The sequence below is a fragment of the Ruegeria sp. BHSC029 genome (assembly GCF_059613085.1).
Genome location: NZ_JBXWRU010000004.1, coordinates 584,270 through 605,225, shown reverse-complemented (window position 1 = coordinate 605,225; position 20,956 = coordinate 584,270). Strand labels below are relative to the sequence as shown.

Annotated in this window: 16 protein-coding genes; 2 read left to right on the top strand and 14 right to left on the bottom strand. The window is 59.8% G+C overall.

Features of this window, described 5'->3' with window-relative positions:
• The 4 genes from AC2FML_RS13040 to rpsL form a co-directional block, all read right to left on the bottom strand.
• The coding region (locus AC2FML_RS13040; RefSeq protein ID WP_170611170.1) for a GTP-binding protein at positions 1 to 111 on the bottom strand (111 nt) is incomplete at its 3' end.
• Positions 112 to 171: 60 nt separating this feature from the next.
• On the bottom strand, positions 172 to 2,289 hold the full coding sequence (gene fusA / locus AC2FML_RS13035) for an elongation factor G (protein ID WP_170360942.1): 2,118 nt from the start codon (positions 2,287 to 2,289) through the stop codon (positions 172 to 174).
• Positions 2,290 to 2,307: 18 nt separating this feature from the next.
• Positions 2,308 to 2,778, bottom strand: a complete 471-nt coding sequence (gene rpsG / locus AC2FML_RS13030; protein ID WP_093964348.1) for a 30S ribosomal protein S7 — start codon at positions 2,776 to 2,778, stop codon at positions 2,308 to 2,310.
• 15 nt (positions 2,779 to 2,793) lie between these two features.
• Positions 2,794 to 3,165: a 30S ribosomal protein S12 gene (gene rpsL / locus AC2FML_RS13025; protein WP_005980675.1), complete on the bottom strand. Its 372-nt coding sequence runs from the start codon at positions 3,163 to 3,165 to the stop codon at positions 2,794 to 2,796.
• 374 nt (positions 3,166 to 3,539) lie between these two features.
• Between rpsL and AC2FML_RS13020 the strand changes: the two genes are divergently transcribed.
• Positions 3,540 to 4,346, top strand: coding sequence for a putative rhamnosyl transferase (locus tag AC2FML_RS13020; protein ID WP_496783457.1), 807 nt, complete (start codon positions 3,540 to 3,542; stop codon positions 4,344 to 4,346).
• Here the strand turns inward: AC2FML_RS13020 and AC2FML_RS13015 are convergent.
• The 6 genes from AC2FML_RS13015 to rplJ all read right to left on the bottom strand — a co-directional run bounded on the left by AC2FML_RS13015 (position 4,331) and on the right by rplJ (position 16,307).
• Entirely contained in the window at positions 4,331 to 5,200 is an 870-nt protein-coding gene (locus tag AC2FML_RS13015) for a DMT family transporter (protein ID WP_170342451.1), read from the bottom strand. The genes AC2FML_RS13020 and AC2FML_RS13015 overlap by 16 nt on opposite strands.
• Positions 5,201 to 5,345: 145 nt before the next feature.
• Positions 5,346 to 6,455, bottom strand: a complete 1,110-nt coding sequence (locus tag AC2FML_RS13010) for an HlyD family secretion protein (RefSeq protein ID WP_496783456.1) — start codon at positions 6,453 to 6,455, stop codon at positions 5,346 to 5,348.
• A 196-nt stretch (positions 6,456 to 6,651) separates the two neighbouring features.
• Positions 6,652 to 10,893, bottom strand: a complete 4,242-nt coding sequence (gene rpoC, locus AC2FML_RS13005; RefSeq protein WP_496783454.1) for a DNA-directed RNA polymerase subunit beta' — start codon at positions 10,891 to 10,893, stop codon at positions 6,652 to 6,654.
• Between the two features lie 50 nt (positions 10,894 to 10,943).
• Positions 10,944 to 15,080, bottom strand: a complete 4,137-nt coding sequence (gene rpoB, locus AC2FML_RS13000; RefSeq protein ID WP_170341436.1) for a DNA-directed RNA polymerase subunit beta — start codon at positions 15,078 to 15,080, stop codon at positions 10,944 to 10,946.
• A gap of 251 nt (positions 15,081 to 15,331) precedes the next feature.
• Positions 15,332 to 15,709: a 50S ribosomal protein L7/L12 gene (rplL, locus tag AC2FML_RS12995; RefSeq protein WP_093964343.1), complete on the bottom strand. Its 378-nt coding sequence runs from the start codon at positions 15,707 to 15,709 to the stop codon at positions 15,332 to 15,334.
• 79 nt (positions 15,710 to 15,788) lie between these two features.
• Entirely contained in the window at positions 15,789 to 16,307 is a 519-nt protein-coding gene (rplJ, locus tag AC2FML_RS12990) for a 50S ribosomal protein L10 (RefSeq protein ID WP_093964423.1), read from the bottom strand.
• Between the two features lie 331 nt (positions 16,308 to 16,638).
• Between rplJ and AC2FML_RS12985 the strand changes: the two genes are divergently transcribed.
• The gene (locus AC2FML_RS12985) at positions 16,639 to 17,910 is read left to right on the top strand and encodes a DUF2254 domain-containing protein (RefSeq protein WP_496783453.1); all 1,272 of its coding nucleotides are present in this window, start codon (positions 16,639 to 16,641) and stop codon (positions 17,908 to 17,910) included.
• 65 nt (positions 17,911 to 17,975) lie between these two features.
• On the opposite strand, the gene rplA is transcribed toward AC2FML_RS12985, so the two are convergent.
• The 4 genes from rplA to nusG all read right to left on the bottom strand — a co-directional run bounded on the left by rplA (position 17,976) and on the right by nusG (position 20,938).
• A complete protein-coding gene (gene rplA / locus AC2FML_RS12980; RefSeq protein ID WP_170360931.1) occupies positions 17,976 to 18,674 on the bottom strand; it encodes a 50S ribosomal protein L1 in 699 nt (232 codons plus the stop codon).
• 1 nt (position 18,675) lies between these two features.
• The gene (gene rplK, locus AC2FML_RS12975) at positions 18,676 to 19,125 is read right to left on the bottom strand and encodes a 50S ribosomal protein L11 (protein ID WP_093964340.1); all 450 of its coding nucleotides are present in this window, start codon (positions 19,123 to 19,125) and stop codon (positions 18,676 to 18,678) included.
• A 230-nt stretch (positions 19,126 to 19,355) separates the two neighbouring features.
• Positions 19,356 to 20,183 carry a DUF2189 domain-containing protein gene (locus AC2FML_RS12970; protein ID WP_496783452.1) on the bottom strand — a complete coding sequence of 276 codons (828 nt, stop codon included), beginning with the start codon at positions 20,181 to 20,183 and terminating at the stop codon, positions 19,356 to 19,358.
• A 221-nt stretch (positions 20,184 to 20,404) separates the two neighbouring features.
• Positions 20,405 to 20,938, bottom strand: coding sequence for a transcription termination/antitermination protein NusG (gene nusG / locus AC2FML_RS12965; protein ID WP_093964422.1), 534 nt, complete (start codon positions 20,936 to 20,938; stop codon positions 20,405 to 20,407).
• Between the last annotated feature and the right edge of the window lie 18 nt (positions 20,939 to 20,956).

Here is a 20,956-nt window from a genome sequence, read left to right as displayed (position 1 = left end):
GCCGAAATACTTGGTGATTGCTGCGGTCAGCGTCGTCTTGCCGTGGTCAACGTGGCCAATCGTGCCAATGTTGACGTGCGGCTTATTACGCTCAAACTTTTCCTTTGCCATGATGGCCTCCTTTTTCGGAAATGAAGGGAGCCCGGGCAGCAGGCTCCCTCTATTTTTCGGTTATGCGTATTTTGCCTGGATCTCTTCCGCGATGTTCTGCGGAACCGGATCATAGTGGTCGAACTGCATGGTGAACTGGGCGCGGCCCGACGACATCGAACGCAGAGTGTTGATGTAGCCGAACATGTTGGCCAGCGGCACGAATGCGTCGATCGCAATCGCGTTGCCGCGCGGCTCTTGTCCAGACACCTGGCCCCGACGCGAAGTCAGGTCGCCGATGATACCGCCGGTATATTCTTCCGGGGTGATCACTTCGACCTTCATGATCGGTTCCAGCAGTTTCGCGCCGGCCTTTTTCAGACCTTCGCGCATGCACATCCGCGCCGCGATTTCGAACGCCAGAACGCTCGAGTCGACGTCGTGGAATTTACCGTCCAACAGGGCAACCTTGAAGTCGATCACGGGGAAGCCGGCCAGCGGGCCGCTGTCCATGACGGACTGGATGCCTTTTTCGACACCCGGGATGTATTCCTTCGGAACGGCACCACCAACGATGCGGCTTTCGAACGAATAACCTTCGCCCGGTTCGGTCGGAGTGATCTCGAGCTTGACCTCAGCGAACTGACCCGAACCACCCGACTGTTTCTTGTGGGTGTAGGTGTGTTCGATCGGCATCGAGATGGTCTCACGATAGGCCACCTGCGGCGCACCGATGTTGGCTTCGACCTTGAACTCGCGCTTCAGACGGTCGACCAGGATGTCCAGGTGAAGTTCGCCCATGCCCTTCATGATGGTCTGACCCGATTCCAGGTCGGTTTCCACGCGGAAGGACGGGTCTTCGGCGGCCAGACGGGCCAGACCCTGAGACATCTTTTCCTGGTCGCCCTTGGTTTTGGGCTCGACCGCGATCTCGATCACCGGATCGGGGAAGGTCATGGTTTCCAGAACCACGGGATCCTTCGGATCGCAAAGGGTGTCACCGGTGGTGGTGTCTTTCAGACCCGCCAGAGCGATGATGTCGCCTGCGAACGCTTCTTCGATCTCTTCCCGGTTGTTCGAGTGCATCATCATCATACGACCGATGCGCTCTTTCTTGCCTTTGGTCGAGTTCAGGATCGAGTCGCCCTTGTTCAGAACGCCCGAGTAGATCCGGGTGAAGGTCAGCGAGCCAACGAAGGGGTCGTTCATGATTTTGAACGCCAGGCCCGAGAAGGCCATGTCATCGTCAGCGCGACGCGCGATGTTGCGGACTTCTTCCTCGTCACCGGGTTTGAAGCCCATGTAGTCGACAACGTCCAGCGGGCTGGGCAGATAGTCGATCACGGCGTTGAGCAGCGGCTGAACACCTTTGTTCTTGAACGCCGAACCACCCAGAACCGGCACGAAGTGCAGCGCCAGGGTGCCCTTGCGCAGCAGTTTGCGCAGGGTCGGAATGTCGGGCTCGTTGCCTTCCAGGTATTCCATCATCGCGTCGTCGTCTTCTTCGACGGCCGCTTCGATCATCTTGCCGCGCCATTCTTCAGCCATGTCCTTCAGGCTGTCGCGGATCGGAGCTTTGACCCAGCTTGCGCCCAGGTCTTCGCCCTGCCACAGCCATTCTTCCATGGTGACCAGGTCGATCAGGCCTTCCAGCTCGTTCTCGGCACCGATCGGGATACCGACAGGGACGGCGCGCGCGCCGGTGCGGTCTTCGATCATGCGAACGCAGTTGAAGAAGTCGGCGCCGATCTTGTCCATCTTGTTGACGAAGACCATGCGCGGAACTTTGTAGCGGTCAGCCTGACGCCACACGGTTTCGGTCTGGGGTTCGACACCGGCGTTTGCGTCCAAAACGCAGACGGCACCGTCGAGAACCGCCAGCGAACGCTCGACTTCGATGGTGAAGTCAACGTGGCCGGGGGTGTCGATGATGTTCAGGCGGTGCTTGGGGGTATCGGCGGTCTGACCGTCCTCGGTGCGCTCCCAGAAAGTGGTGGTCGCAGCCGAAGTGATGGTGATGCCGCGTTCCTGCTCCTGCTCCATCCAGTCCATGGTGGCTGCACCATCGTGCACCTCACCGATGTTGTGGGATTTGCCGGTGTAATACAGGATACGCTCCGAGCAGGTGGTCTTGCCTGCATCGATGTGCGCCATGATACCGAAGTTACGGTATAGTTCGAGCGGATATTCGCGTGCCATTTGGATAAGCCTCTGGGATTACCAACGATAGTGGCTGAAGGCTTTGTTCGCCTCGGCCATCTTGTGGGTGTCTTCGCGCTTCTTAACGGCAGTACCGCGGGACTGTACGGCGTCCAGCAGTTCGCCGGCGAGGCGTTCTTCCATGGTGTTTTCGTTGCGGCCGCGCGCGGCGGTGATCAGCCAGCGGATGGCCAGAGCTTCGCGGCGCTCGGGGCGCACTTCGACCGGAACCTGGTAGGTTGCACCACCAACCCGGCGCGAGCGAACCTCGACCGACGGCTTGATGTTGTCGAGTGCTTCGTGGAACACCTCGACAGGAGCGCGCTTGATCTTGCTCTCAACGCGGTCGAAGGCGTTGTAGACGATACGCTCTGCGACCGACTTCTTGCCGTCGATCATCAGGTTGTTCATGAATTTGGTCAGGACCTTGTCGCCAAATTTGGCGTCAGGCAGGACTTCGCGTTTTTCGGCGGCGTGACGACGTGACATATCAGCCTCTCCTTCTTACTTGGGACGCTTCGCGCCGTATTTCGAACGACGTTGCTTACGGTCTTTGACGCCCTGGGTATCCAGAACACCACGCAGGATGTGGTAGCGGACACCCGGAAGGTCTTTCACACGGCCGCCACGGATCAGAACAACCGAGTGTTCTTGCAGGTTGTGGCTTTCACCCGGGATGTACGAAATGACTTCGTAACCGTTGGTCAGGCGCACCTTGGCAACCTTACGCATAGCCGAGTTCGGCTTCTTCGGCGTGGTGGTGTACACGCGGGTGCAGACGCCGCGCTTCTGCGGGCACTGCTCCAGGTGCATGGACTTCGAGCGTTTTACTTTGGGCTGCCGCGGTTTGCGGATCAGCTGTTGAATAGTTGGCATTCCGGTTTCTTCCCCGTTTTGCAACACACATGACATGCACGCGCGTTGCGTGCGGCTAACTTCGCTGCGCCAATGCGTCCACAAGCGCAAAACCCGCGAGCGTTCCCATTCCGAGGTGAACGTCGCGGTTGGTTATCAGAGGGCGCGAACTGCAAAATTGTCCGGGCCTTGACCAGTTCAATACTGAAATCGGTTTTGGGGCGGCCCCCGGTACCGAGATGACGGGCGTATAGGGGGAGTCGGCCCGACTGTCAACAGCCCCGGCAGATGCCCGCCCGCCTTGCAGCCGTGCGTCGCGGCGGAAGCGACATCGGTTGCGGTGTCACATCCCTCGGGGCATAGTCCGCACTGGTGTATTCCTACCGGAAGTGAAGATGCAAGTCATTGGTCTGTGCCGTTTCTCCTACCCGGCCATCGGCGGGTTCCAGACCATGCACGAGTCGGTCGAAGCGCGCCGGCGCTATCTGTATGACCCCCGGCGTCTGGACGCGCGGTTCCGCCTGTTCGAGGCCTGTGCCCTGCCCGCCCTGCGCGCCCAGACGGATCCGCGGTTTCAGTTTGTGATCGTGACCGGGACCTGCCTGCCTCGGGTCGCCCGCGATCGTCTGAACGACCTGACTTCGGGCATGAAACAAGTGCAAATCGTCTCGCGGGAACCCGGCCGGCATCGCTCTATCATGAAGGACGTCCTGAACCGGGCACGCTTGAACCCTGACCTGCCATGCCTGCAATTCCGTCATGATGACGACGATGCGATTGCGGTGGATTTCGTCGAATTGCTGCGCCGCGCGGTTCAGGACGCCGAAGGGCTGGTGCGGCGCAACAAGATGGTTGCCATCGATTTCAATCACGGCTTTCTTGCCCGGTTCGACGCCAGCGGAATCCAGGCCACGCCGGTTCACCGGTCCCTGCTGGGTGTTGGTTTTGGGATGTATGTGCGCGGCGGTTGTGAGCTGACGATCATGAACTTTGCCCACCAAAAGATCGGCAACTTCATGCCAGTCATCAGCCAGAACGAACCGCCGATGTGGGTGCGCACTCTCAACGGGTTCAACGATTCACCCAACACCCGCACAAGCAAGGCCAAGCTGGAACCATTGACCCCCGCTCTGGCAAAGCAGTTCGAAACCCGGTTTGCAATTGATCCGGCGGTGGTCCGACGCGTCTATTCGGACGCCTGAAGTGCCCGCTCGCGAAAGAGGGTGAACAGGCCCGCGGTGACCACCAGTGCGGCACCCAGCATGGTGATCCGGTCAGGCCAATCTCCGAATACCGCCCATCCCAGACCCAAGGCCCAGATCAGGCTCGAGTATCGGAACGGCGCGACAAAGCTGACCTCGCCAACGCGCATCACCATGACGCTGAAGAGATACCCCAGCAGGACGAAAACTGCTGCCGAGGCAATCAACATCCCCGACCCGGCCGTCATCGGCACCCAACCCTGGAAGACCGAGGCAATTGCCGCACCGGTGGTAATCGTCAATGAGGTTGCCAAAGTGACGACCATCGACGGCACCTCGGGCGACATTCGGCGGGTGATCAAATCCCGAGCCGTCACGCAGATGACGGCAATCAAGGCATACATGGCATAGATGCTGAATCCGTCCGGACCCGGTCGCACGATCAGCAACATGCCTGCAAACCCCAATGCAATGGCCATGATCCGCCGCCACCCGATCTGTTCCGAAAAGAACAGGGCCGCACCCAGGGTTACGGTCAGCGGCAGGGCCTGCAGAACCGCGGTCACATTGGCCAGCGGCATGTGCATCAAAGCCGTGAGGAAGAAGAACGTCGCCGACAATTCCGCCACGCAACGAAAAGCCACCAACCAGCGGTCGTGCCGCCCGAACCGCAGATGCAATGCCCCCAGATGCCGCGCCAACGCAAAAACCAGGATGGTCGCCAACAACCCACGCAGAGCCACCAGTTGGAACAGTGGCACCTCCTGACCAGCCGCTTTGACCAGCGTGTCGTTCACAGTGAATGCGGCCATGCTGCCCATCATCAGCAGGGCGCCTTTGACGTTCGGTGTCATTGCCGTGGCCCGGTTTCAATCTGGTCCCGGCATTGGCATCTCACCTGAGCAGATTGTCAACTTGTGATACGGCCAATTCGATTTTGTTTGGTCCGATCGCAGTTGTACCTGATCACTGCCATGGGGTGGGTTTCTGCGTTGCCGCCTACAGGTAGTTCAGCTTCTGCGTGACCCAGAACAGTATCTCTGCAAGTGGCGAAATCGGCCCGGCCTTGTCGGTCATCACAAGCGCGGTGCCCGACGCGCCGAATTGAAGTGTTTCCAGAGGTACATCGCCAGGAAGTTCGATGAGGACCGGAAAGCTGGTGATCCCGACAAGTTCGCGCATCGAGGGCAAACCGGAGCGGAGATCCAGTGCGCCCTCAGACAGGGCCGGCGGAAACCCTGAAATAGTTCCCGTGATCTCGGATCCCGGCTGGGTTCGCAGCGCCACACGGATTTCATCGCCAAGGCCGACATTGGATCGGCTGGATTGGGGCAGCGAGGCCACCAACGCGTGGTTCGTCGGATCTATGAAGGTCAATGCGCCCTGGAAGGTCGTCGCGCGATTGCCCGGGCGCAGCGTGACCGCAGTGACGATCCCGTCGCCCGGCGCAAAGACTTCCGTCTGCTTGAGGTTCCATTCGGCCTGCGCAAGCGCCTGTTCGGCCTCCACGACCGCCACATCCTCACCGTCGATCTGAGCTGCGATCCGGCGCTCCAGCCCCGCTTTGCGGGCTTCTGCTGCACGAATGCTTGCGGTGAGCTGTTCGATCGTCGCAACCGCTTCCTGCAGTTTGAAGGTGGTGGATGCGCCACGCTCTTCCAGTTGAACGATGTCATCCCGCCGCTGCTGCCCAAAAACGAGCTGCGCGGTCAATGAAGCGATATCGGCTTCGGCAGCCGCCAGATCCGTGGTCAATTGGTCCGCTGCAGACCGGGCGGCTTCCAGAGATGCCTCCAGCCGCGCTACCTCGAGCACGTAGAATTCGGGATCGATTCTGAACAAAAGATCGCCTTCGTTGACCCTCTGGTTCGGCTCAACGGCAACTTCGACGACCGTTCCGGAGACATTGGGCACAATGCTTGTCTGAACGCCCAGAACCGACACTGGCCCCGTAGGCGCCGTGTGGTTGAGTGCGCCGATGACAACCAATGCAACGACAGCGGCCCCACCGTACGACACGGTCTTCCAGAAGCCATTCCAGGGCAGCAGGCTGAACTTGGAAAAGACCAGCCAAATCACGCCAAAATACAAACCGAGGACTATGAGCATCCGAGCAAGACCCGTGTTGAGTTTCAAACAGTGATGACAGGAGCAATTCCATTACCACATTCCGATTTTTGAGTATGCAGCAGTTCCGTTTGAAATCACAGTGTTTGGAACTAACCCTGGCCGCTTCCGGCACCGGCCGAAACAAAAAAAGGCCCCGCGGAACCGCAGGGCCTGTCTGAGTTTCTCGTCGCCGATATTATTCGCGGCTTTCCGGAGTTTCCACCAGCGAGTCCAGCTCGTCGCCGACCATGTCATCATCCATCATCGGAGCGGCCAGCGCGGCTGCGGCCTCGGCCTCTTCGCGACGTGCCTCAATGACGACATTGTCACGCTGCTGCGCGATCTGGCGGACACGCTGTGTTGCACCACCGGTACCGGCCGGGATCAGACGGCCGACGATGACGTTCTCTTTCAGGCCAACCAGCTTGTCCTTCTTGCCCTGAACCGAAGCTTCGGTCAGCACACGGGTGGTTTCCTGGAACGACGCCGCCGAGATGAACGAACGCGTTTGCAGCGAAGCCTTGGTGATCCCCAGAAGGATCGGCTCGCCCTGGGCCGGACGACCACCGCGGGCAATGGTCTTCTCGTTGGCCGCGTCGAACTCCTGTTTGTCGACATGCTCGCCCTTCAGCAAGGTGGTGTCGCCCGAGTCCAGGATCTCCCACTTCTGCAGCATCTGGCGCACGATGACTTCGATGTGCTTGTCGTTGATCTTCACGCCCTGCAGGCGGTAGACCTCTTGCACCTCGTTGATCATGTAGTCAGCCAGCGCCTCGACACCCATGATCGACAGGATGTCATGCGGAGCCGGGTTACCGTCCATGATGTAGTCACCCTTCTGCACGAAGTCGCCTTCCTGCACAGGGATGTGCTTGCCCTTGGGCACCATGTACTCGATCGTCTCCAGCGACTCGTCGACCGGCTCGATGCTGATGCGGCGCTTGTTCTTGTAGTCGCGGCCAAAGCGCACGTAACCATCGGCTTCCGCGATGATTGCGTGATCCTTCGGACGACGCGCTTCGAACAGTTCGGCCACACGCGGCAGACCACCGGTGATGTCCTTGGTCTTGGCGCCTTCACGCGGGATACGCGCAACAACGTCACCGGCTTCGATCTTCTGACCGTCTTCGACCGACAGGATCGCGTCCACAGACATCGGATAGTGAACCGGGTTGCCCGCATCGTTGCGGACCGGCTCGCCGTTGTCGTCCACCAGAATAATCTCGGGCTTCAGATCGCTGCCTTTGGGGGCCGCGCGCCAGTCGATCACGATCTTCTGGGTCATACCGGTTGCATCGTCGGTCTCGTCGCGGACAGCAATGCCCGAAACCAGGTCGACGTATTTTGCGGTACCGGCTTTCTCGGCAATGATCGGCAGGGTGTAGGGGTCCCACTCGAACAGCTTGTCGCCGCGCTTGACCTTGGTGCCTTCCTTGACGAACAGCTTCGAACCGTAGCCCAGCTTGAAGCTGGCGCGCTCTTCGCCGTGCTCATCCTTGATCACCAGCTTCATGTTCCGGCCCATGACCAGGCTTTCGCCGGCGGCATTGACCAGAATCTGCTGGTTCTCAAAGGCAACGACACCGTCCTGGTTCGCTTCCTGGAACGACTGCTGACCACCTTGCGCAACACCACCGATGTGGAAGGTCCGCATCGTCAGCTGCGTACCCGGTTCACCGATCGACTGCGCGGCGATGATGCCGACAGCCTCACCGGTGTTCACCATGGTCCCGCGTGCAAGGTCACGACCGTAGCAGGTTGCACAGACGCCTTCCTCGGACTCACAGGTCAGAGGCGAGCGGATGCGCATCGAGGCAACACCGGCCTCGTCGATCGTATCGGCCATGCGTTCGTCGATCAGCTGTCCTGCGGCGACGATGACCTCGTCGGTCCCCGGACGCAGAACGTCATCCGCGGCCACACGGCCCAGAACGCGTTCTGCCAGCGACGCGACGACTTCACCGTCATTGACCGCAGCCTCGGCCGTGATCGCACGGTCGGTTCCACAATCAACCTCGCGCACGATGCAATCCTGCGCCACGTCAACAAGACGACGGGTCAGGTAGCCCGAGTTCGCCGTCTTCAGAGCGGTATCCGACAGACCCTTACGGGCACCGTGGGTCGAGTTGAAGTATTCAAGAACGGTCAGACCTTCCTTGAAGTTCGAGATGATCGGCGTCTCGATGATGTCGCCGTTCGGCTTGGCCATCAGGCCGCGCATGCCGCCCAGCTGCTTCATCTGGGTCACCGAGCCACGCGCACCGGAGTGCGCCATCATGTAGACCGAGTTCGGCTCTTTGTCGGCGCCGCCCTCATCCTTGGCCACGGCCGAGATGGTGCGCATCATGGCTTCGGTTACGCGGTCGTTACACTTCGACCAGGCATCGACAACCTTGTTGTACTTTTCGCCCTGAGTGATCAGGCCGTCCATGTACTGCTGTTCGAAGTCTTTCACTTGTTCGCGGGTTTCGTCCACGATGCCCCACTTGTCCTCGGGGATCACCATGTCGTCCTTGCCGAACGAAATACCGGCCTTGAAAGCTTCCTTGAAGCCCATCGACATGATCTGGTCGCAGAAGATCACCGACTCTTTCTGGCCGCAGTAGCGGTAGACGGTGTCGATCACCTGTTGCACTTCTTTCTTCCGCAACAGGCGGTTGACCAGTTCAAACGGTGCCTTGTTGTTCTTGGGCAGCAGAGCCCCCAAGCGAACACGGCCCGGCGTGGTTTCAAAACGCTTCTGAACCTCGTTGCCTTCTTCGTCGATCTGGGTGATCCGCGCGGTGATTTTCGAGTGCAGGTGCACCTCGCCCGCGTCCAGCGCGTGCTGGACTTCGTCGATCGAACCAAAGACCTTGCCTTCGCCGGGCATGCCTTCGCGTTCCAGGGTCACGTAGTAGAGACCCAGGATCATGTCCTGCGACGGAACGATGATCGGAGCGCCGTTTGCAGGCGACAGAACGTTGTTCGTCGACATCATCAGAACACGCGCTTCCAGCTGCGCCTCAAGGCTCAGCGGGACGTGAACGGCCATCTGGTCACCGTCGAAGTCGGCGTTGAAGGCCGAACAGACCAGCGGGTGCAGCTGGATGGCTTTACCTTCGATCAGGACCGGCTCGAACGCCTGAATGCCAAGACGGTGCAGTGTCGGCGCACGGTTCAGCATGACTGGGTGTTCGCGGATCACCTCGTCGAGGATATCCCACACTTCGGGACGCTCTTTCTCGACCAGCTTCTTCGCCTGCTTCACGGTCGAAGACAGACCCTTGGCTTCAAGGCGCGAGTAGATGAACGGCTTGAACAATTCCAGCGCCATCTTCTTGGGCAGACCACACTGGTGCAGCTTGAGTTCCGGACCGGTCACGATGACCGAACGGCCCGAGAAGTCGACGCGCTTGCCCAGAAGGTTCTGACGGAAGCGGCCCTGCTTGCCTTTCAGCATGTCCGACAGCGATTTCAGCGGACGCTTGTTGGCGCCGGTGATCACGCGGCCACGACGGCCGTTGTCAAACAGAGCATCAACAGATTCCTGCAGCATCCGCTTTTCGTTGCGGACGATGATGTCAGGTGCACGCAGTTCGATCAGGCGCTTCAGACGGTTGTTCCGGTTGATGACACGGCGATACAGATCGTTCAGATCCGAAGTCGCAAAACGGCCACCATCCAGCGGAACCAGCGGACGCAGTTCCGGCGGAATGACCGGAATCACGGTCATCACCATCCACTCGGGCCGGTTGCCGGACTCGAGGAAGGATTCAACAACCTTCAGACGCTTGATGATCTTCTTGGGCTTCAGCTCGCCGGTGGCTTCGGCCAGATCAGCGCGCAGTTGCTCGGCTTCGGCTTCCAGATCGATCTGGGCCAGCATCTCACGGATGGCTTCGGCACCGATATTCGCGGTGAACGCGTCCATGCCATAGGCATCCTGCGCGTCCATGTACTCTTCCTCGGTCAGCATCTGGCCGTAGGTCAGGTCCGTCAGACCGGGCTCGATGACGACGTAGTTTTCAAAGTACAGAACGCGTTCCAGATCGCGCAGCGTCATGTCCAGCATCAGACCGATGCGGGAAGGCAGCGATTTCAGGAACCAGATGTGAGCGACGGGCGCGGCCAGTTCGATGTGGCCCATACGCTCGCGGCGAACCTTCTGCAGGGTGACTTCCACACCGCATTTCTCGCAGACAACGCCGCGATACTTCATCCGCTTGTATTTGCCGCACAGGCATTCGTAGTCTTTGATCGGGCCAAAGATACGCGCGCAGAACAGGCCGTCACGCTCGGGCTTGAACGTCCGGTAGTTGATGGTTTCGGGCTTCTTGATCTCGCCATAGGACCAAGACAGGATCCGCTCGGGCGACGCCAGCGAGACCTTGATCTCGTCGAAAACCTTGGGCGGCGTCAGCGGGTTGAACGGGTTGTTGGTGATTTCCTGGTTCATTTGTTACCTCAAATCTTGCGGAAGGGGGGACGGGAGAAAGGGCAGCGCCCTTACTCCTCAACCTCCGCATCCAGGAGTTCCATATTCAGGCCGAGGCCACGGACTTCTTTAACCAGAACGTTGAACGATTCCGGTACGCCCGCCTCGAAGTTATCCTCGCCCTTGACGATCGACTCATAGACCTTGGTCCGGCCGGCGACGTCATCCGATTTCACGGTGAGCATCTCCTGCAGGGTGTAGGCGGCGCCGTAAGCTTCCAGAGCCCAGACCTCCATCTCACCAAAGCGCTGACCACCGAACTGCGCCTTGCCGCCCAGCGGCTGCTGGGTCACCAGGCTGTACGGCCCGGTCGAACGCGCGTGGATCTTGTCGTCCACCAGGTGGTGCAGTTTCAGCAGATACTTGATGCCCACGGTCACCGGACGCGCGAACTGCTCGCCGGTGCGGCCGTCGAACAGGATCGACTGACCGCTTTCCGAGAAACCGGCGCGGATCAGCGCGTCGTTGACGTCGGCCTCTTTGGCGCCGTCAAAGACCGGAGTTGCGATCGGAACACCGCGGGTCACGTTGCTGGCCGCTTCGATCAGCTGATCTTCGTCCATGCCGCTGATGCCCTCTTCGTAGACATCCTCGCCATAGGCGTGTTTCATCGCGTCACGAACCGGCGTCAGGTCGCCCGAGCGGCGGTATTCCTGCAGCGCCTCGTCGATCTTCAGACCCAGACCGCGCGCGGCCCAACCCATGTGGGTTTCAAGGATCTGACCGACGTTCATACGCGACGGCACGCCCAGAGGGTTCAGACAGAAGTCGACCGGAGTACCATCCGCAAGGAACGGCATGTCCTCCATCGGCACGACCTTCGAGATCACACCCTTGTTCCCGTGACGGCCGGCCATCTTGTCGCCCGGCTGCAGCTTGCGCTTCACGGCGATGAAGACCTTGACCATCTTCATCACGCCCGGCGGCAGGTCGTCGCCACGGCGGACCTTCTCGACCTTGTCTTCGAAACGGGCATCCAGGGCGCGTTTCTGCACCTCGTACTGCTCGTTCAGAGCCTCGACGATCTGGGCGTCCTTCTCGTCTTCCAGCGCCAGCTGCCACCACTGACCGCGGGTCAGCGACTCGAGCAGCTCTTCGGTGATCTCCGAGCCCGCCTTGACGCCTTTCGGCCCCTTGACGGCGGTTTTGCCCAGGATCATCGACTTGAGACGCGCATAGATGTTGCGGTCCAGGATCGCCAGTTCGTCGTCCCGGTCACGGGCCAGACGTTCGACTTCCTCACGCTCGATCTGCAGCGCACGCTCGTCTTTCTCGACGCCGTGACGGTTGAAGACGCGGACTTCGACGACCGTACCGTAATCGCCCGGCTTCACGCGCAGCGAGGTATCGCGCACGTCAGATGCTTTTTCACCGAAGATGGCGCGCAGCAGCTTTTCTTCCGGGGTCATCGGGCTTTCGCCCTTCGGAGTGATCTTGCCGACCAGAATATCGCCCGGTTCAACATCCGCACCGATGTAAACGATGCCCGCCTCGTCGAGGTTGCGCAGCGCTTCTTCACCGACGTTCGGGATGTCGCGGGTGATCTCTTCCGGGCCCAGCTTGGTGTCACGGGCGGCGACTTCGAATTCCTCGATATGGACCGAGGTAAAGACGTCGTCACGCGCGATACGTTCCGAGATCAGGATCGAGTCTTCGTAGTTGTAACCGTTCCACGGCATGAACGCGACGACCACGTTCTTACCCAAGGCCAGTTCACCCATATCGGTCGACGGACCATCGGCAATGACTTCGCCCTTCTGGACGGTGTCACCCACCTTGATCAGCGGACGCTGGTTGATGCAGGTGTTCTGGTTCGAACGCTGGAACTTGCGCAGACGATAGATGTCAACGCCGGCATCGCCCAGCTCCAGATCTTCGGTGGCGCGGATAACGATACGCTGGGCATCAACCTGGTCGATGATGCCGGCACGTTTCGCCTGGATCGCAGCACCCGAGTCGATCGCAACCTTTTCCTCAATCCCGGTACCGACCAGCGGCGCCTCGGCCCGCAGCAGCGGAACCGCCTGACGTTGCATGTTCGAGCCCATCAGAGCGCGGTTGGCGTCGTCATTTTCAAGGAACGGGATCAGCGAGGCCGCAACCGAGACCAGCTGCTTCGGCGAAACGTCGATCAGGTCCACGTTCTCGCGCGGGGCAAGCGTGTAGTCACCGGCCTGACGGGTCGAGACCAGATCGTTGATGAACTTGCCATCCGTATCCAGCGTCGCGTTGGCCTGGGCCACGGTGTGACGCATTTCCTCGGTCGCGGACATGTAGTGAACCTCATCGGTCACCTGCCCGCCTTTCACGACGCGATAGGGGGTTTCGATGAAACCGTACTTGTTCACGCGGGCAAAGGTGGCCAGCGAGTTGATCAGACCGATGTTCGGACCTTCAGGTGTTTCAATCGGGCACATCCGACCATAGTGGGTCGGGTGCACGTCGCGCACCTCAAAACCCGCACGCTCGCGCGTCAGACCACCCGGGCCAAGCGCCGACAGGCGGCGTTTGTGGGTGACTTCCGACAGCGGGTTGGTCTGGTCCATGAACTGCGACAGCTGCGAGCTGCCGAAGAATTCACGCACGGCGGCCGCCGCCGGTTTCGCGTTGATCAGGTCCTGCGGCATGACGGTGTCGATCTCGACCGACGACATGCGCTCTTTGATGGCGCGTTCCATGCGCAGCAGGCCGACGCGGTACTGGTTTTCCATCAATTCGCCGACCGAGCGCACACGACGGTTGCCTAGGTGGTCGATGTCGTCCACGTCGCCTTTGCCGTCACGAAGCTCGACCAGTGCCTTGATGCAGGCCACGATGTCTTCGCGGCGCAGAGTCCGCAGGGTGTCCGGAGCATCCAGGTTCAGGCGCATGTTCATCTTCACGCGGCCAACGGCCGACAGATCATAGCGCTCGCTGTCGAAGAACAGAGTGTCGAACAGAGCCGACGCGGCCTCGACGGTGGGCGGCTCGCCCGGACGCATGACGCGGTAGATGTCCATCAGCGCGCTTTCGCGGCCCATGTTCTTGTCCTGCGCCATGGTGTTGCGGATGTACGGACCGACGTTGATGTTGTCGATGTCCAGAACCGGAATATCGGTGATGCCGGCATCGATCAGCTCCTTCACGGTGCCGCCGATCAGCTCGCCATCCTTGTCATATTCCAGCGTCAGTTCATCACCGGCTTCGACATAGATCGCACCGGTTTCTTCATTGATGATGTCCTTGGCGACGAACTTGCCGACGATGTGGTCGAACGGCACCAGTAGGTCGGTGACCTTGCCCTCGTCGATCAGCTGCTTGACCGCGCGCGGGGTGACCTTCTTGCCGGCTTCGGCAATCACTTCTCCGCTTTTTGCGTCGATCAGGTCATAGGTGGGACGGGTGCCGCGCACACGTTCGGGGAAGAACGGGGTGACCCAGCCCTTCTTCTTGTTCAGCTTGTAGGACACGGTGTCGTAATACGCGTCCATGATCGCTTCCTGGTCCAGGCCCAGGGCATAGAGCAGCGTGGTCACCGGCAGTTTGCGGCGACGGTCGATGCGTGCGTAGACGATGTCCTTGGCGTCGAACTCGAAGTCCAGCCAGCTGCCGCGGTACGGGATAATGCGGCAGGCAAACAGCAGCTTGCCCGAGGAGTGAGTCTTGCCCTTGTCGTGGTCGAAGAACACACCGGGCGACCGGTGCATCTGGGACACGATCACGCGCTCGGTGCCGTTCACGATGAAGGTGCCGTTCGGCGTCATCAGGGGCATGTCGCCCATGAACACGTCCTGTTCCTTGATGTCCTTGACCGATTTGGCCCCGGTGTCTTCGTCGACATCAAACACGATCAGGCGCAGGGTGACCTTCAGCGGCGCGCTGTAGGTCATGTCACGCTGCATGCACTCTTCAACGTCGTATTTCGGCTTTTCCAGCTCGTATTTCACGAATTCCAGCACGGAAGTTTCGTTGAAATCCTTGATCGGAAAGACCGATTGGAACACGCCGTTGATACCTTCGCCGTCGGTCGGCTGATCGGCATCGCCAGAGCGCAGGAATAGATCATAGGAGGATTTCTGGACCTCGATGAGGTTCGGCATTTCCAGGACTTCGCGGATTTTGCCGTAGTATTTCCGAAGACGTTTCTGGCCAAGGAACGATTGAGCCATGTCAGATGTCACCTTTCGATGTTCTCAGCGGGCAAAAACACCGTCGGGCCCCGGCGCCTTGCACATACGAGACGACACGTCCGGATCAATTCGTGGCCACCGTCCCGAATGGTAGCCTCCCGATCCGCGAACCGCGTCTTAGAAAACGCCCCAGCACATGAGGCCCTTTCTAAGACAGGTTCGGCTGGACCCGGATTTCTCCGGGCCCAGCCAAATTCCACGGCGCATCCGCGATGCACCGAAAGACAGGCTTAGGCCAGCTCGACCTCGGCGCCAGCTGCTTCCAGCTTGCCCTTGATCTCTTCGGCTTCTGCCTTGTCCACGCCTTCTTTGATCTTGCCGCCGGCTTCGACCAGTTCCTTGGCTTCTTTCAGGCCCAGGCCGGTGATGCCGCGAACTTCTTTGATGACGTTGATTTTCGAAGCGCCGGCGTTCTTCAGAACGACGTCGAATTCGGTTTTCTCTTCCTCAGCTGCACCGCCGGCATCGCCAGCTGCGCCTGCGACCATGACGGCGCCGCCAGCTGCGGGCTCGATGCCGTACTCGTCCTTGAGGATGGTTTTCAGTTCTTGTGCTTCCAGCAGGGTCAGACCAACGATCTCTTCTGCCAGTTTCTTCAGATCAGCCATTGTATCAGCTCTTTCCGTTTACAGTGTGTGTTCCAACGTCAGGGCATGTGCCCCACGCAGATCATTCAGTGCCAACCGCTTACGCAGCTTCCGCCTTCTCTTCGATGGTGGAAAGGATGCTTGCGATGTTGCTTGCAGGTGCGCCAATTGCACCGGCGATGTTCGAAGCAGGCGCGCCGATGCAGCCCACGATCGAAGCAATAAGCTCTTCACGCGACGGCATTTTCGACACGGCTGTGACACCAGCCCGGTCCAGAGCGTTCTCGCCCATTGCACCGCCAAGGATCTCGAACTTCTGGTTCTCCTTAGCGAAGTCCTCGGCCACCTTGGCTGCTGCCACGGGGTCCTCGGAATAGGTCAGAACAGTCATACCCGTCAGCAGGTCAGCAATGCTCGCACATGGCTTACCGTCGAGGGCGATTTTGGCGAGCCTGTTCTTGGCAACACGCACGGAGCCGCCCGCGTCACGAGCACGTGCGCGAAGGTCCTGCATCTCGGCAACTGTCAGACCGGCGTAGTGAGCAACCACTACGACGCCAGAGCTTTCGAAGATTTGGCCGAGTTCCTCGACCACTTTCTCTTTCTGGGCTCTATCCACAGTTCTCTCCAAGTTAGGGGCGATATTTCACCCCGGCTCATATTTGCCGAGGGCTGCGCCCCGGCGTTCAGGTCCGTTGTTACGGGATTGGCCAAAATGCGCCCGAGGGTCAGGACCCTCGAAATTCTTTGGTCTTACCCGTCTCAGGCAGGGAATTAAGGGGCCGGAAGGACCCACCCACCGTCTTGGACGAAACGAAATAAAGCGCACGACGAATCGCACGCTTTATTCCGCAGCCCTCTTTAGGGCAGATGGCCGGGGTTTCCAAGGGGTAAATTGCCCGAACCCCAAGCCGGTAGACAATGACCGCAAACCCGAACAGGATCAACGGATGATCAAGTTGAAATCCATTTCCAAGCCGCAATTCCTGTTTCGTCAGATTTCTCGCCAATTATGGGTTCGTACCAGCCTGATCGCCGCTCTCGCCGTGGTCAGCGCGGGGATTGGCACCTACCTCGGCGGCTTCGTCCCCGACTTTCTCGCACAACGGCTGAGCACCGAGGCCGTGGCAAAGATCCTCGGCATTCTGGCGTCGTCCATGCTGGCGGTGACGACCTTTTCTCTGTCGATCATGGTCGCGGCACAGCGATGGGCCTCGAACCAGTCCTCTCCGCGCGCCCAGCAGGTGATCGAAGAAGACAGTGTCTCGCAAAACGTGCTGGCCACGTTTCTCGGCGCATTCATCTTCGCGCTCGTATCGTTGATCCTTGTCGAAACCGGGGTCTATACCCAGCAGTCCATCGCCGTTGCGCTTGCGTTCACCTTGGTGGTGATCTTTTTGGTGACACTGGCGCTCTTGCTCTGGATCGACCAATTGCCCAGCTATGGCAGCATCTCCGAAACGGCGCGCAAGATAGAAAAGAACGCCAAGGACACCATGACCCGAGCCATAGAACTGCCGTGCCTCGGCGCCATTCCGTATCAAGCCGCCGCGGATGTTCCGCAAACCGGTCACGACGTGCGGGCCAGTTCGACAGGGAACGTGCGCCACGTGGATGTCGGCATGCTGCATTCCTGCGCCGAAGAGAACGACTGCGAGATCTGGATCATGGCGCTGCCGGGGCAGTTCGTGACCGAAGGCCAACCCCTGGCCAGAGCGACCCGGAAAATGGATGGTGAAACCATCCGGGAAGCCTTCGTGATCGGGACCGAGCGCAGCTTCAATCAAGACCCCCGCTTTGGCATTCAAACCCTGTCCGAAATCGCGCAGCGCGCGCTCTCACCGGGTATCAACGACCCGATGACTGCAATTCAGATGGTCGAGAGGTTGCTGCGGGTTCTCCTCCCACTTGGCTCGCGGCCCACCCAGCCCGCCGACCCGCAATTCCCGAGAATCCATGCCCCGGAGATCGCGATCGACACGTTCCTACGTGACGCTTATGCGGCCATTTCCCGGGATGCCGGTGACAAGGTCGAAGTCCACGAGGCCATTCTCAGCGCGCTGACCCGACTAACGCAGACTCAAGACGGTGCAATGACAACCGCGGCCCACGCGGCTGCGAACCAGGCATTGACCGTTGCCGAGCGCGACCTCAGGCTGGAGGCCGACAAGGCACGCGTGCGCGAAATACCCAATCAGGTCACAGTCGAACCTGCTATCTGAGAGCAAAAGAAAACCCCGGGCAGGATGACCGCCCGGGGTTCGAATTTCCGAAAGAACGTGTCGGCTTATTCGCCCGAAGCTTGCGCCACATCCACGGTCACGCCGGGGCCCATGGTCGAGCTCAGCGCGATTTTCTTCATATAGGTGCCCTTGGCGCCCGACGGCTTCGCCTTGGCAACGGCCGAGATGAAGGCACGGACGTTTTCCGCCAGCTTGGCTTCGTCGAACGACGCCTTGCCAACGCCTGCGTGTACGACACCACCTTTTTCCGCCTTGAACTGAACTTCACCGCCCTTGGCTGCTTCCACGGCCGCTTTCACGTCCATGGTCACGGTGCCAACCTTGGGGTTCGGCATCAGGTTGCGGGGGCCCAGAACCTTACCCAGACGACCGACGATCGGCATCATGTCCGGGGTTGCGATGCAACGGTCAAAGTCGATGTTGCCGGCCTGGATGCTTTCCATCAGGTCCTCGGCGCCGACGATGTCCGCACCGGCTTCTTTCGCCTCTTCAGCCTTGGGGCCGCGCGCGAAGACAGCAACGCGCATGTCCTTGCCGGTACCGTTCGGCAGACCGACGACGCCGCGCACCATCTGGTCTGCGTGACGGGTGTCGACGCCCAGGTTCATGGCGATTTCGATGGTTTCGTCAAACTTCGACGTTGCGTTGGCCTTGACCAGTGCAACTGCCTCTTCGACCGACAGGTTTTCCTTGCCGGCGACGGCTTCGCGCGCTGCGCGGGTACGTTTACCGAGTTTTGCCATCTTACTTCACCTCGATGCCCATGGAACGGGCCGAGCCCAGGATGATCTTCATTGCGCCTTCGACGTCGTTGGCGTTCAGATCCTTCATTTTGGCTTCGGCGATCTCGCGCACTTGCTTGGTGGTCACGGTTGCCACGGTCTCACGGCCGGGGTTCTCCGCGCCACGGGGGCGGTTGCGCTTGCCGACCGGCTTCAGACCGGCCGCCTTCTTCAGGTAGTAAGACGCGGGCGGCGTCTTGATGTCCATGGTGAAGGACTTGTCCTGATAGTAGGTGATCACTGTCGGGCACGGAGCGCCGGGCTCCATGTCTGCGGTCTTGGCGTTGAACGCCTTGCAGAATTCCATGATGTTGATGCCGCGCTGACCCAGCGCCGGACCAACTGGCGGCGACGGGTTCGCCTGACCTGCAGGAACCTGCAGCTTCATCGTACCAGCAAGCTTCTTGGCCATTTGGTTTTCCTTTCAACGTGAATGGGACGCGTCCCATCCGGTTTTATGTTGCGTGGTCCGATCCGGAATCGCGATCCCTGCGATCTCCCACGAGAGAATCTCGCCCGAAGACGATAGGGGCGGCGTTTACAGGGGAACGAATGGGTTGGCAAGAGCATGCCACTGAAAACCGGATGGCTGGCGAAGCCGCCTTCCCAACGGCGTCCGTCGGCATGCAGGCTCCGCCCCCGCTATCGATCGGCAGACGCCTCCGGCTGAACGGCGCGCTGGTAGAGATGCCAAGTGGTATGCCCAAGGATCGGCAACGTAAAGACAAGCCCCAGAAACGCCGGCACCAGCGACAACAGCATCGTGACCGAGATGATGGCCGCCCAGCCAAGCATGACCACAGGGCTTTCGGCGACAACACGGAGCGATGTAAGCATGGCCGTTACGAAATCGGTGTCGCGATCCAGCAGCAAGGGCATGGCAACAACAGTAACCGAAAACAGAACTGCGGACAGAAACGCACCGACGCAAGTGCCAACAGCCAGGAAAGCCCAGCCTTGGGGGGTAAAGAACACGGAGTTCAGGAAACCGTCGAAATCCGAAAACGAGGCATTCTGCAGGATGATCGCCAACCAAAGCCGAACCTGATAGATCCATACCCAGAAAACGAACAGCGTAACGAAGGCCATCCAGCCCATTTCCCGCTTACGCTGATTGGCCATGACCGTCAGTATTTCCGACCAGCCAAAATCCTCTCCGGCCTGAAGTCGACGCGACATCTCATAGAGGCCTGCAGCGGCGAAAGGGGCGACCAGCGGAAATCCCACGACGGCGGGAATGATCATCCAAATCTTGCCAAGCCAGACCAGGCTCCAGACCAGCAGAAACCCGAAAACGGCATAGAACAGTCCGAAAAATCCGCTCATTATGGGACGCGCCAGAAAGTCGGAAAACCCGGCCTTCAGCGAGTCGGTGATGTCGGCGGCGGTGACCGTGTTGACCACAGGGATCGTCCGCTGAGGCGGGGCCAGCTTGTCGGGTGGCGTGGGGCCTGCAGCCTTGGATGTCATGACAGAATCCTCCCAAAGCATCACTGCGCGCAAATCCTCTGGCCCATGAGCCCGGCTGCGCAACGGTCATACCTGTACCAAGCATAAGTTTGCATCAGGCAAGGAGTTAGGGCAAGCGGCCAAGGCTGTGGCGAAACCTTACCGGCAACCACCAGAAACAGTTGCGCCGCCTGTTACGGCGGCGCGTTCGATTCCTGCACGATCAGTTCCTGCAGCAAAGATCAGCTCTGCTTGGTGACCTGCGTAAAGTCCAGCTCGACCGGCGTTTCGCGCCCGAAGATCGAGACGGTAACCTTCAGCTTCTGGTTCTCGTCGTCCACGCCCTCGACCATACCGTCGAAATCCTCGAACGGGCCGTCGTTGACTTTGACCTTCTCGCCAACCTCGAAGCTGATCATCAGCTTGGGTGCTTCTTCACCTTCCTGAACACGGTTGAGAATCTGGTTCACCTCGGCGTCGCGCATCGGCATCGGGCGGCCCTGCGGACCCAGGAAACCGGTGACCCGGTTGATCGAGTTGATCAGGTGATAGCCCTGATCCGACATTTCCATGTGCACCAGAACGTAGCCGGGCATGAAACGGCGTTCAGTCGTGACCTTCTTGCCCCGGCGCACCTCGATGACCTCTTCGGTGGGAACCAGAACCTCGTCGATCTCGTCCTCAAGGCCGTGCTCGGCCACCGACGTGCGGATCTGCTCTGCGATCTTCTTTTCGAAATTCGAAAGAACGCTGACCGAGTACCACCGTTTCGCCATGAACCTGTCGTCCTTGTT